Source organism: Brevundimonas sp. LPMIX5 (genome assembly GCF_003576505.1).
GTDB classification, from domain to species: domain Bacteria; phylum Pseudomonadota; class Alphaproteobacteria; order Caulobacterales; family Caulobacteraceae; genus Brevundimonas; species Brevundimonas naejangsanensis.
Map to the genome: position 1 here is coordinate 1 of NZ_QWTZ01000015.1, position 12694 is coordinate 12694.

11 protein-coding genes are annotated in these 12694 nt (G+C 66.9%); 4 read left to right on the top strand and 7 right to left on the bottom strand.

Annotated features, from left to right (window positions below; translation table 11 throughout):
- Nucleotides 1-517: 517 nt before the first annotated feature.
- Genes D1604_RS13340 through otsB form a run of 3 tightly spaced genes read right to left on the bottom strand, consistent with a single transcriptional unit; the run spans nt 518 to nt 4450 of the window.
- Nucleotides 518-1894, bottom strand: a complete 1377-nt coding sequence (locus D1604_RS13340; RefSeq protein WP_119413692.1) for an alpha,alpha-trehalose-phosphate synthase (UDP-forming) — start codon at nt 1892-1894, stop codon at nt 518-520.
- Nucleotides 1891-3675 carry a glycoside hydrolase family 15 protein gene (locus D1604_RS13345; RefSeq protein WP_119413693.1) on the bottom strand — a complete coding sequence of 595 codons (1785 nt, stop codon included), beginning with the start codon at nt 3673-3675 and terminating at the stop codon, nt 1891-1893. The genes D1604_RS13340 and D1604_RS13345 overlap by 4 nt, the downstream gene beginning before the upstream one ends.
- The gene (otsB, locus tag D1604_RS13350; RefSeq protein ID WP_119413694.1) at nt 3665-4450 is read right to left on the bottom strand and encodes a trehalose-phosphatase; all 786 of its coding nucleotides are present in this window, start codon (nt 4448-4450) and stop codon (nt 3665-3667) included. Before otsB ends, D1604_RS13345 begins: the two co-directional genes overlap by 11 nt.
- Nucleotides 4451-4652: 202 nt before the next feature.
- On the opposite strand from otsB, the gene D1604_RS13355 reads away from it, so the two are divergent.
- From D1604_RS13355 to D1604_RS13370, 4 genes are read left to right on the top strand one after another with little or no spacing between them, the layout of a single operon-like run.
- The gene (locus tag D1604_RS13355; RefSeq protein ID WP_119413695.1) at nt 4653-5648 is read left to right on the top strand and encodes a KpsF/GutQ family sugar-phosphate isomerase; all 996 of its coding nucleotides are present in this window, start codon (nt 4653-4655) and stop codon (nt 5646-5648) included.
- A complete protein-coding gene (locus tag D1604_RS13360; RefSeq protein WP_119413696.1) occupies nt 5648-6913 on the top strand; it encodes a glycosyltransferase family 4 protein in 1266 nt (421 codons plus the stop codon). Before D1604_RS13355 ends, D1604_RS13360 begins: the two co-directional genes overlap by 1 nt.
- A gap of 35 nt (nt 6914-6948) precedes the next feature.
- Nucleotides 6949-8091, top strand: coding sequence for a polysaccharide biosynthesis/export family protein (locus D1604_RS13365; protein WP_119413697.1), 1143 nt, complete (start codon nt 6949-6951; stop codon nt 8089-8091).
- Between the two features lie 11 nt (nt 8092-8102).
- A complete protein-coding gene (locus D1604_RS13370; RefSeq protein ID WP_119413698.1) occupies nt 8103-8582 on the top strand; it encodes a hypothetical protein in 480 nt (159 codons plus the stop codon).
- On the opposite strand, the gene D1604_RS13375 is transcribed toward D1604_RS13370, so the two are convergent.
- The 4 genes from D1604_RS13375 to yidC all read right to left on the bottom strand — a co-directional run bounded on the left by D1604_RS13375 (nt 8579) and on the right by yidC (nt 12693).
- On the bottom strand, nt 8579-9571 hold the full coding sequence (locus tag D1604_RS13375; protein ID WP_119413699.1) for an LLM class flavin-dependent oxidoreductase: 993 nt from the start codon (nt 9569-9571) through the stop codon (nt 8579-8581). The genes D1604_RS13370 and D1604_RS13375 overlap by 4 nt on opposite strands.
- Before the next feature lie 70 nt (nt 9572-9641).
- The gene (locus D1604_RS13380) at nt 9642-10145 is read right to left on the bottom strand and encodes a DUF3617 domain-containing protein (RefSeq protein WP_119413700.1); all 504 of its coding nucleotides are present in this window, start codon (nt 10143-10145) and stop codon (nt 9642-9644) included.
- 72 nt (nt 10146-10217) lie between these two features.
- Nucleotides 10218-10886 carry a ribosome biogenesis GTP-binding protein YihA/YsxC gene (gene yihA / locus D1604_RS13385; RefSeq protein ID WP_003166775.1) on the bottom strand — a complete coding sequence of 223 codons (669 nt, stop codon included), beginning with the start codon at nt 10884-10886 and terminating at the stop codon, nt 10218-10220.
- A 4-nt stretch (nt 10887-10890) separates the two neighbouring features.
- Complete coding sequence (gene yidC / locus D1604_RS13390) at nt 10891-12693, bottom strand: membrane protein insertase YidC (RefSeq protein WP_024354911.1); 1803 nt, start codon at nt 12691-12693, stop codon at nt 10891-10893.
- Between the last annotated feature and the right edge of the window lies 1 nt (nt 12694).

The following is a 12694-nucleotide window of genomic DNA, read 5'->3' on the forward strand; positions in this document are numbered from 1 at the left end:
ATCGATCGCGCCGTACCAGCCATCGGGCTCAGCCGATGCTGCGCCGGCTGCAAACAGCCCGGCTGCAGCGACACTGGCCAGAAGTTTCAGCTTCATGGTGTCCTCACACTCCTTAGTTAATCCGATAGCCGACACGTACCCCGCGAAGGCGCTCGAAACCCGAACGACATTGCAGTGCGGCAGTTCCCTCTTCTAGCGTTGATTGTGGCGACTGTGGCGCCGTTTCAACACAAAAAATCGTCCCCGCCTCGGTGTCTGACAACAGGGCTTCACTGTCTGGACGAACCTGAACGAGCGATGAACCTGCGGACTTTGCGACAACTTACTTGCGGCGTCATAACCGGGGTCGGCGATGAATTCCACAACATCCCGACACAGATGGTTCAAGACCAGACGATCAGGACTCTCAATTGCCACGGCCAGCCCTCTGCGTCCGCAGCTTGAAGGGTTGCAGTCAGACGAATTCGCCGCATTCCCGCCTCGCCGCACCGCGCAAATGAGGCGTTGCGCCGCAGGGCTATCTCTCTGCAAGCAGGGCGCGCACGAACTGATCGCGCCAGTGGGCGACGTCCGTGTCGCGGACGACCTGCATCAGGGCCTTCCACTTTCGGATACGCTCTTCCAGAGGCATGGTCAGAGCCTTGCGGATGGCGTCGGACAGTTCTTCACGGCTGAAGGGGTTGACCAGCAAGGCCTCGCCCATCTGTTCGGCGGCGCCGGCGAAGCGGGACAGGATCAGCACGCCGGGGTCGTCAGGGTCCTGGGCGGCGACGTATTCCTTGGCCACCAGGTTCATGCCGTCGCGCAGCGGGGTCACCAGCCCGACCCTGGCGGCGCGATAGATGCCCGCCAGCTGGTCGCGCCGGAAGGTCCGGTTCAGGTAGCGGATCGGCTGCCAGTCCATGTCGGCATAGGCCCCGTTGATGCGACCGGCCAGAGCTTCCAGCCGCGCGCGGATATCCTGATAGGTATCCACGTCATCGCGCGAAATCGGCGTCACCTGCAGCAGGAAGACGTCGCCCCGCATCGACGGATTGTCTTCCAGGAACTGCTCATATCCGAGCAGGCGCTGTTCCAGCCCCTTGGAATAGTCGAGCCGGTCCACCCCCACGATCATGGAGCGGAAGGCCGCGCTGGCCGCGATACGGTCATAGGTCTTCTGGCCCAGCAAGGAATCGCGCGCCGCCAGGAAGCCGTCCACATCGATGCCGATGGGAAAGACGCCAAGCTGAACGCTGCGGTCGAAGGCTTCGACACGGCCGCCCGGCCCGACCACGCCCTTGGCCTCGACCTCGACATAGCGCTGGAACAGTTCCATCCACTCGCGGGTCTGGAAGCCCAGCAGGTCAAAGTGGAATATGGACTTCACCAGGCGTCGGTGATGCGGCAGGGTGACGAGCAATTGCCGCGCAGGCCAGGGCGTGTGCAGGAAGAAACCGATGCGGTTCTTCACCCCCAGACGGCGCAGATCCCGCGCCATCGGGATCATGTGGTAATCATGAATCCAGATGACGTCGTCGGGCTGCAACAACGGTTGCAACACCTCGGCGAAACGGCGGTTGGTGCGCTCATAACCCTCGCCATAGGATCGCTCATAGGCCGTCAGGTCGACGCGGTGATGGAACAGCGGCCACAGGGTCTTGTTGGCGTAGCCGTTGTAATATTCATCGACATCCTGGGGCTCCAGATCGACGGTGGCCACCGTGACGCCGGCGCGATCCTCGACGTTGAGCTCGCCGGTGAAATGCTCGACCGTCTCGCCGGACCAGCCGAACCACAGGCCGTCATATTTCCGCAGCGCCGCCGACAAAGCCATGGCCAGACCGCCCGCCGAGCCCGCCGCCGGGTCCTTGGGCGCCGAGACGCGGTTCGAAACGACGATCAGGCGGCTCATCGCGCATCCTGCCATGAACGACTGAGCAGGACGGCGCAGTTGATGATCCCGACCAGGGAATAGGTCTGGGGGTAGTTGCCCCACAGTTCGCCGTCCTGGATCGAAATATCCTCGCTGAGCAGGCCCGCGTGTGTGCGGCGGCTGAGCATCTCCTCGAAGATGACGCGCGCCTCCTCGACCCGGCCGTTCAGCGCCAGGGCCTCGATGTACCAGAAGGTGCAGAAGTTGAAGGCGGTCTCGGGCTCGCCGAAATCGTCCGGGTGGATGTACCGGAACAGATAGGGGCCGCGCTTCAGGTCGCGCTCGATCGCCTCGAAGGTCTTCACCTGGCGCGGGTCGCGGGCGTCGAGGAAGCCCAGGTCCGTCATCTGCAGCAGGGCGGCGTCCAGCTCGGTTCCGCCGAAGCTGGCGGCGAAGCGGCCCTCGTCGGGAAGGTAGGCTTCGGCCTCGATGCGCTCGCGGATGATGCGCGCCCGCTCGCGCCACAGTTCACAGCGATCGTTCAGGCCCAGGTGAAGCGCCGCGCGGGCCAGACGGTCGCAGGCCGCCCAGCACATGACCGAGGAATAGGTGTGCACCCTCGCGATGGTGCGGAACTCCCACAGGCCCGCGTCGACCTGATCGTGCATGGCGAAGGCGCGGTCGCCGACCTTTTCCAAAGCGCGGAAATCCTCGACCGTGCCGGGACGCAGCAGGCGCTGATCGAAGAAGGCCTGAACCAGCGGCAGGACGATCTGGCCATAGACGTCGTGCTGAAGATGCTCATGCGCCTGATTGCCGACGCGCACGGGCTTCATGCCGCGATAGCCTTCGACGCTGTCGACGATGCGCTCTACGATGGCGGGCTCCAGCCCCACGCCATAGACCGGCTGCACATGGCCGCCCGCCGAGGCGTCGACCAGATTGCGCAGATAGCCGAGGTAGTTCTCCAGGATATCCACCGCGCCCAGGCGGTTCAGCGCCCGCACCGTGTAATAGGCGTCGCGGATCCAGCAGTAGCGATAGTCCCAGTTGCGCCCGCTCTCGGGAAATTCGGGCACCGACGTCGTCATGGCGGCGACGATGGCGCCGGTCTCCTCGTAGACGCACAGCTTCAGGGTGATGGCGGCGCGGATCACCGCCTCCTGCCAGTCCAGCGGCAGATAAAGGGTGCGCGTCCAGTGCTTCCAGTGGGCGATGGTCAGGTCCAGCGCCGCGTTGACGCCCGCCAGCACCGACTGGTCATAGCCTTCGTCCGGGCCGAGGAAGAAGGCCATCTCCTCTTCCAGACGGAAGGTGCGCTCGTTCAGCACATGGCTGACGGGACAGTTGGTGGTCAGGCGCAGCGTCACGTCGCTGCACAGATAGCGGACGTGGTTGGAGCCCGAGGTCCGCTCGGCCGCCCGCGCGCCCCAGTCGGCCGAGGGGCGCAGGCGCACGGTCACGCGCGGCGATCCCGACAGGGGTCGCAACACCCGCGCAAAGGCGGTCGGCCGATAGATGCGCGAGTGCTTCAGATGGCGAGGGCAGAAGTCAATGATCTCGACGGCGGCCCCATCCTCGGCCGTCAGGACGGTGCGCAGCACGGCCGTGTTGCGCACATAGGCCTGTTCGACAGTGGCGAGGCCCTCCAGTTCGACGGCCCAGAAGCCGTGCTCGGGCTCCTCGCCGTCCATCAGGGCGGAAAAGACCGGGTCGTCGTCGATGCGCGGGGCGCAGGCCCAGACGATGCGGCCGCGCCGGTCGATCAGGGCGCTGACGGAGCAGTTGCCGATGGGGGCGAGGTCGAGGTCAGGCTTCATGGCGAGCCTCCTTGTGAACGTCGGCGGCGACGGCTTCCAGCCAGTCCAGAACGGCGGACACGCCGGGCAGACCATAGCGGGCGGCGGTCGAGCGCGGGGCGCCCACGAGAACGCCAAAGCCGCCGAGCGCCTGCGCCGCCTCGAACCCGGCCTCATCGGTCAGATCGTCGCCGACCATGACGGGGACAGCGCCGAGGAAGGGCGGCTCCTGCATGAAGGCGCGGACGGCCGTGCCCTTGTCCGCGCCGGGGGTCTTAAGCTCCAGCACCATTGAGCCGGACTGCAGGGTCAGGCCCGTCGCCGCCGCCAGATCGGTCGCCAGCCGCGTCGCCGCCTCGCCCTCGGTCGGAGCCTGACGGAAATGGAGGCCAGCGGACAATCCCTTGTCCTCGACCAGAACGCCGGGTCTGTCAGCGGCGAAGGCATGGAAGGCCTGCAAGGCCTGCCCGATGGCGGGCGAGGGGGCCGTCCGCAGCAAGGCGCCGTCGTCTCGCCGACGCTCCAGCCCATGCACGCCGGAGGCGGCGCGCGCGGCGCCGTCGCTGATCCGATCGATCTCGGCCAGGGTGCGACCGCTGACCACGGCCGTTCGTCCCTGCAGGACCTGCGTCAGCCGCGTCAGAACCGCCGTGCGGCGCACGTCAGGGCCCACGGCGTCCGGCGTCGGCGCAAGGGGCGCCAGCACGCCATCGAGGTCAAGAAACAGTGCGAGGCCCGGCAAGCAGACGGGCGGGTGAGGCAGGCGCGGGGGTACGGCCCCCTGAGCATCGGACATCAGGCTGAGGTTTCGACTTTCCCATTAGTGAGACCGTCACAACGCCCCAACACCGCAAAGGTTGTAAAAGATTCTCAAACGGGCGGATCGGAAAGTTTTGAGCGGCGCTTTCCGAACGCGCCATTGTGCGAAGCAGCTTATTGGGGCAATTCCCGCTGCTGTACGAAGAGCCGCAGAAGCGGCCCCGGCGCCTGGAACCGTCATGACCGCCATTTCCGCCCCTTCTACTCCCGAACAGCTCGCCGCCATGTCAGACCGCGCCCGCGAGGTCGTGCGCCTGAACATAGAGGCGCTTGAGGCGCTGGAGCGGTCGCTGGATTCCTCGATCGCGCGGGCGGCCGATGTCATCCTGTCACGGCCGGGCTATGTCGTGGTCACGGGCATGGGCAAGTCGGGACACATCGGCGGCAAGATCGCCGCCACCCTGGCCTCGACCGGCACCAACTCCTTCTTCGTCCACCCGGCCGAGATGAGCCACGGCGACCTGGGGATGCTGCGCCCAGACACCACGCTTCTGGCCCTGTCCAACTCGGGCGAGAGCCGCGAACTGCGCGATCCGCTGATCTTCTGTGCGCGCAACGACATTCCGGTGATCGGCCTCACCCAGAGGCCGCAGAGCTTCCTGGGCCGCCACTCCGACGTCTGCCTGACCATGCCCAAGGTGGCCGAGGCCTGCCCCAACGGCCTGGCGCCGACGACCTCGACCCTGATGTCGCTGGCGATGGGCGACGCCCTGGCGATGGTGCTGATGGACCGGCGCGGCTTCACGCGGGAGGATTTCGGCCTGCACCATCCGGGGGGCTCGCTGGGCATGAGCCTGCAGACAGTGCGCGAATGGATGGGCGACAACGCCGCTGCGCCCGCCAGCGTGCCTCTGGACGCGGATTTCAGAACCGTCGTTTCGGCCATCACCGAGGGGCGCAAGGGCGCGGTCGCCGTGCTGGCGCCGGACGGCGCCCTGGCGGGCATGATCACCGACGGCGACGTACGCCGCGCCTTCGCCAACGACATCACGACCCTGCACGCCGAAGACATCATGAGCCGCAGCCCGATCACGGTCGATCCGCAGGCCCGGATGAGCGACGTGGTCGATCTGTTGAGCGCCAACAAGATCAGTAATCTGTTCGTCGTCGATGAGCGCCGCCCGGTCGCCATCATCCACATCGCCGAGTTGATGCAGGCAGGATACGTCTCCTGATGGTGCAGGACGTGCTCTTCGACGCCAGTCGATTGCTCAGCCGGACCGAACGCAGTGCGCCGACCGGCGTGGACCGGGTCTGTCTGGCATACGCCGAGTGGCTGATCGAGCATCCCGTCTATCGCATGACGCCGGTGCGGGCGCGCAAGGATCAACTGGCGCGCGTCGACAACGACTGGTTCCGCCAGCGCCTGACCGAGCTTCGGATGCGCTGGACCGGCCCCGGCGCGGTGTCCGAACTAAACGGCGAGGCCCGTAAACTGTTCGACGCCCTGAGTTCGCCCGAGGACGACGCCTCGGTCATCGGCCATGCCCCCGAGGAAAGCCCGCAGCTTCGCAAGAAGCCGAAGCGGGTGTGGAAACAGTATTTCCGGTCGCGCCGCATCGCCGCCCCGCCTGCGGCGCGCGCCTATATCAACGTCGGCCACACCAGTCTGAATACGCCGGACATCCTGACCTCTTTGGCGCATGGCGGCATCGAACGGATCATCATGGTCCATGATCTGATCCCGGTGACGCACCCCGAGTTCTGCCGTCCCGGCGACGGGGCCAAGCATGAACGGCGCATGGAGAATGTGCTGCGCCACGCCTCGCGCATCATCGTCAACTCCCACTATACAGCGGATGAGCTGAGCCGCTTCGCCGCCCGGTCGAACCTGGCCGCCCCGCCGATCGACGTCGCCCACCTGGGGCTGGAACGCACCTTCGACAGCCGCACCGCCATCACGGCCGCCCGCCCCTATTTCCTGCACGTCGGCACGATCGAGGCCCGCAAGAACCTGGCCTTCCTGCTGACCGTCTGGCGGCGGCTGCAGGAGACGATGGGCGCCGAGACGCCGCGCCTGGTCCTGGTCGGGCGTTACGGCTGGGAAAACGAGGCGGTGCTGGATCACCTGCAACGCTCGCCCAATCTGCGCGGCCTGGTGCATCAGGCGGAAAACCTGCCCGACTGCGCCCTGTCGGCGCTGATGCGCGGCGCCCGCGCCATGGTGGCACCGTCGTCGGTCGAGGGCTTCGACCTGCCCGCCGTCGAGGCCAGCGCCATGGGCGTGCCTCTGATCGCCTCCGACATCGCCGCGCACCGCGAACTGGTGCCCCACGCCCGCCTGATCGACCCGCTGGACGGGCTGGGCTGGCTGAGCGCGCTGGAGGACTGGACCCGCAACCCGCCCGTCGCCCCGCCCTACTGCGCGCCGGATTGGGAGCGCCATTTCGACGTCGTTCAGGACCGGGTGCTGTCTTCCTCTGGCGGCGCGACCGCCTGAAGGGTAAGCATCTGATGAAATTGAACAGAGGCCCCATGACCAGAACCGCCGCCAGCCTGCTCATCGTCGCCCTTCTGGCCGGGTGCTCCACCCTGCCGCGCGACGGGCCGTCCGGGCGCAATGTCGTTCAGGGCGCCTCCTCGCCCGAACGCGCCGGCGACTACGCCCTGATCGATCTGGACTTCGTCCTGAGCGAACGTCTCAAGGCCGCGCCGCCGCCCTCCTTCTCGACCCTGGCCCTGGCGTCGTCGGATGCGCCGACCGACATCATCGGCATCGGCGACACCCTGGCCGTCAGCGTGTTCGAACCCGGCGGCGGCCTGTTCAGCGGCATGGGAACCACAACCGCCACCTCGGGCGCGCAGATGCTGCCCCCGCTGGTGGTAGGCCGCACGGGCGCGGTGCCTATCCCCTTCGCGGGCGAGGTCAATGTTCAGGGGCTGACACCGTCGCAGGCTGCGGCCGCCGTGCGCCGCGCCCTAATCGGCAAGGTCGCCAATCCGCAGGTGATCGTCACCATCGGAGCCAACGCATCCAACGCCGTCACCGTGCTGGGCGATGTCCGCAACCCGGGCCGCCAGCCCCTGTCCTCCAACCATGACAGGCTTCTGGACGTTATCGCCGCCGCCGGGGGACCGTCGCGCTCGCTGTATGATATCGATGTGCGGATCCAGCGCGACGACAAAGTCTATACGGCCCCGCTGTCGATCGTCACGACCGAGTTTAACGAGAATGTGCGCCTGCAGCGCGGCGACCAGGTCAATCTGGTCCACAAGCCCCGCCGCTTCAGCTCTTTCGGCGCCTTCAACGCCGTGGCGCGCAGCGAACTGCCGTCCGGCCCACTGACCTTGGCCGAAGCGCTCAGCGGCGTCGGCGGCCTGGACTCCAACCTGGCCAACGCCCAGTCGGTGCTGATCTTCCGCTTCGAGCGGCCTGAAGTGGCGCAGGCTCTGGGCATTCAGCAGGCTCCCACCTCTCGCGGGGTGCCGGTCGTCTATCGCCTGAATCTGAACGAGGCTGAAGGCTTCTTCATCGCCAGCAACTTCCAGATGCAGCCGGACGACGTCATCTACGCCCCGCGCGCCGGGGCCGCAGAGATGCGCAAATTCTTCGAGTTCGTGCAGAGCATGACCCGCGTCGTCTACGACGTCTCGGTGACCAGCACGCTCAACCGCTGACGGAGCAAGTCTTGTTCAGCCGCTTCGGACGATCGCGAGAGCCTTCACCGCAGCGGCTGCACGATGGGCGCTCACGGGAAGCCGACGGCCGCCTGGCTCTCGGCGCGGAAATCGACGCCATCGAGGCGGCGGCGCTCGAAATCTACGTCCGTCACGACCTGCCCGGAGAGATCGGCCACTACCAGCGCGCCGACAGTCAGGCGCCGTGGGAGAAGCTCGAAGACGCCCTGACCCCGGAACAGCGCTGGGCCATGGTGCAAGCCGCTCCAGAAGGCGAAGGTCGCCGTTTTGCGTCCAGCGCAGACCTCGGCGTCGATTCGCCCGTGCCTGAGGCGCGCAGGGCGGCCGCTATTCTGGCCGCCTGTCGCGGGCTGAGACAAAGACTCGCTGAGGCGGCCGGCTTCACCGCCCAGGACCTGGCAGACGCGATTCAGTTGGGCGCCGCCGCACGGCGCCTCGAAGATGACGACGCTCAGGACATATCCAGTTAGACCGCCGCCCCCGCCGCCTCGGCCAGCAGCTCCAGCGAGCGTATCCGTGCGGCCGGATCCCATATCTGGCTGGTGAGCATCAGTTCATCCGCCTCGGTTTGGGCGATGAAGGCGTCAAGGGCGGCCCTGGCTGTCGCCGGAGCGCCGACCGCAGAGCAGGCCAGGGCCGCGTCGATCATGCCGCGCGCCGCGCCGTCCAGCCGCTCGTAATAGCCCTCGACCGGCGGCGGCAGCTTGCCGGGGCGGCGGGTTCTCAGGTTGACGAAGGCCTGCTGGACCGAGGTGAACAGCAGGCGCGCCGCCTCGTCCGTCTCGGCGACGAAGGCGTTGTAGCCCAGCATGACGTAGGGCTTGTCCAGGTGCTGCGACGGGCGGAAGGTCCGGCGATAAATGTCGATGGCCCGCATCATCTCGCCGGGCGCGAAATGGCTGGCGAAGGCGTAGGGCAGCCCCAGATGCGCCGCCAGTTGGGCGCCATAGGTCGAAGAGCCCAGAATCCAGATCGGCACGTCCTGCCCCTCGCCCGGATTGGCGATGATGCGCTGATCCGGCGCGGCGGGCGCGAACCACTGCATCAGTTCCATCACGTCCTGCGGGAAGGCGTCGTGGTCGCCCTGAAGCGTGCGGCGCAGGGCCCGCGCCGTGGCCTGATCCGAGCCAGGCGCGCGACCCAGTCCTAGGTCAATGCGGCCGGGGTGCAGCGCGTTCAGGGTGCCGAACTGTTCAGCGATGACCAGTGGGGCGTGGTTGGGCAGCATGACCCCGCCTGCGCCGACGCGAATGGTCTTCGTCGCCGCCGCTACTGCGCCGATCACCACCGAGGTCGCCGCGCTGGCGATGCCCGGCATGTTGTGGTGTTCGGCCAGCCAGTAGCGGCTGTAGCCCAGCCGTTCGGCATGGCGGGCCAGATCGATGGTGTTGGCGAGCGCCTGGCCCACGTCGGAGCCTTCCGGCACGGGGGCGAGGTCGAGAATGGACAGAGGGATCATCCGACCGATATGGGGCCGCGCATGCGCGACGCCATACCGGCCGTGACGATCAGTCGTCTATTGGCGCCGCTTATTGACCGGCGGGGCAGTCGCCGATGCGCTCGGCCGTCATGGTGACCTTGGTCTGTGCCATCTGCGGCGTCGGCGCCGGGTCCATCTTGGTGGTGACCTCGGTGACGTAGCGGCTGTTGAAGTCGCCGGTCACGCGGATGGTGGAATCGGCCTTCATATTGCCCGGCAGGGTGCACGACGAGGTAGCGACCATGGCGTCGCCCTGGCGCGCGAACGGCTGGGTCGTACAGTCGGCGCCCGGCTGCTGGGCGCTAGCCGGCGCTTCCAGCTTGGCGTCCTTGATGCACACGTCCTGCGCCGGGACCGAGGCGCCCCCCGGCATGCCTTCCATGGCGGTGGACACGCGCCACAGGCCGGGCTTGGGCGCGTCGAGCGTCGCCGGGGCCGTCGAGGCGGTCTCGGCCCCCTCAGCGGCTGGGCCTTCGGCCTTGTTGTTGTTTCCGCAGGCCGACAGACCCAGCAGGCAGGCGACGGCGACGCCGCCGATGATCGCTGAACGCATGACGCGCTCCCCTCTCGTTAAGAACCAGGGGACAACGCCGGTCCGGCTTAACGGTTCACGCCAACGTGAGAGTCAGTCGAGAACGACGCCGGTCGTGCGCATGATCTCGGCGCGCAGTTCAGGCAGACCCAGGCCCTTCTCGGACGAGGTGACGGCCACGTGGGGGTAGGCGGCCGGGCGTTTGGCGATGGCCTTCAGCGTCGCCGCCTGCACCTTCTCGGCCTCCCCTGCCTTCAGCTTGTCAGCCTTGGTCAGGACGATCTGATAGGAGACGGCGGACAGGTCCAGCGCGTCCAGCGCCTCGTCGTCGACCTTCTTCAGGCCGTGGCGGCTGTCGATCAGCAGATAGACGCGCTTCAGCGTCACCCGGCCGCGCAGATAGTCGCGACCCAGGTCCTGAAACTTCTTCACTGTCGTTTTCGACGCCTTGGCCCAGCCGTAGCCGGGCAGGTCGACCAGACGCATCCGACCGTCCAGATCGAAGAAGTTGACCTCGCGCGTGCGGCCCGGCTCGTTCGAGGCGCGCGCCAGCTTGTGCATGCCCACCAGACCGTTGATCAGGCTGGACTTGCCCACGTTCGAGCGACCGGCGAAGGCGATCTCGGGCAGGTCCGGCGTCGGCAGCTGCTCGATCTTGGCGCAGCCCATGATGAAGGTCGCGGGGCGCGCGAACAGCACGCGCGCCGCCTCGATCTCGGCGTCGGCGTATTCGCCGACCTTGGGCTCGTCAGAAGCGTCCAAACGATCAGGCCTTCTTGAAACGGGCGATAAAGCTGTCGATCGGGTTTTCGGCCCCGAAGCGATGCATGATCACATATTGCTGGATGATCGACAGGACGTTGTTCCAGGCCCAGTAGATCAGCAGGCCGGCCGCGAACGGGGCCATGATGAAGGTGAAGACGATCGGCATCAGGGCGAAGATCTGACGCTGCATCGGGTCCTGCGCCGGCGGGTTCATCGCCATCTGCAACCACATGGTTAAGCCATAGACCAACGGCAGCACGCCCAGGTGCAGCGGGCCGTTCAGGATGGCGCCCAGCACCGGCAGGGTGGCCGGGTCCCACGGCACGGCGCCGAACAGGTTCCACACCGTCGAGGGGTCGCGCGCCGACAGGTCGCGGATCCAGCCGAAGAAGGGGGCGTGACGCATTTCGATGGTCACGAACAGCACCTTGTACAGGGCGTAGAAGACCGGGATCTGCACCACCATCGGCAGACAGCCCGCCAGCGGATTGATCTTCTCCCGCTGATACAGGGCCATCATCTCCTGCTGCTGCTTCTGCGGGTCGGAGCCGTGCTTCTTCTTGATCTCCTCCATCTTGGGCTGGAGGGTCCGCATCTTGGACAGGCTCTCATAGGACTTGTTGGCCAGCGGGAAGAGGATCAGCTTGACCACGACCGTCAGGGCCAGGATGGCCAGGCCGAAGTTGCCCAGCACGCCGTAGAAGAACTCCACCACGGTGAAGATCGGGCGTGTCAGGAACCAGAACATGCCCCAGTCGATGGCGTAGACGAAGCGCGGCAGGCCCAGCGACTCCTCATAGCCCTTCAGCACCTCGGCGCGCTTGGCGCCGGCGAACAGACGCTGGGTCTCCTCGATCTGGCGGCCCGGCTGGATGGTGTGGGTCGCGCCCAGCATGGCGGCTTCGTGGATGTTCATGCCGTCGGCGTCGCGCACCGAGAAACGGCCTTCGATGGCTTCGTTCTGGGTCGGGATCAGGGCCGCCAACCAGTATTTGTCGCTGACGCCCAGCCAGCCGCCGACCGATTCCTTCTGGATGCGCGGCTTCTTGGCCCAGTCCTTGTACTTGACCTGTTCGGTGGTGAATTTGCCGTCCGAACCGAAGGCGCCGATGGCCCCCTCGTGCAGGATCATCTGCTTGCCCAGATCGACTGGAACGCCCTGGCGCTCGACGCGGCCGTAAGGGGCGATGGCGATGGCCTGGGTCCCCAGGTTGGCCACCGTGTCCTTGACCGTGAACATATACTGCTCGTCGATCGAGACGAGGCGAGTGAAGCGCAGGCCCGAGCCGTTGTCCCAGGTCAGCTCGACCGGGGTGGTCGGCGTCAGGGTCTCGCCTTTGGTCAGGCGCCAGACGGTGTTGGGACCGGGAACGCCGCCGGGGACGTTGGGGCCGCTCCAGCCGAACTGGGCGAAATAGGCGTGCTCCATCCCCTGCGGGCGGAACAGCTCGACCGGCGGCGAATTCTTGTCCAGCGTCTCGCGATAGCGGGTCAGGTACAGGTCGTCGATGCGCGCGCCCTGCAGCGACAGCGAACCCTTCAGCGTCGGCGTCTGGATCGGCACGCGGGCGACGGCGCCCAGGGCCTCGCCCCGGTCCTTGATGAAGGCGCCCGGCGCGGCCGACGACGACGTCAGCCCGGCGTCGGCCGAGGCCTCGCGCGCCTTCTGCTGCTCGGCGGCGACGATCTGCGCCTGGCGGCGGCTCTCGGCCTGCGGGCGCATCACCATGAAGTAGTAGACGCCCATGATCAGGGCCGCGCACACGAAGAAGATGATGGTGTTGCGCGAATTCTGGGTCTGCATC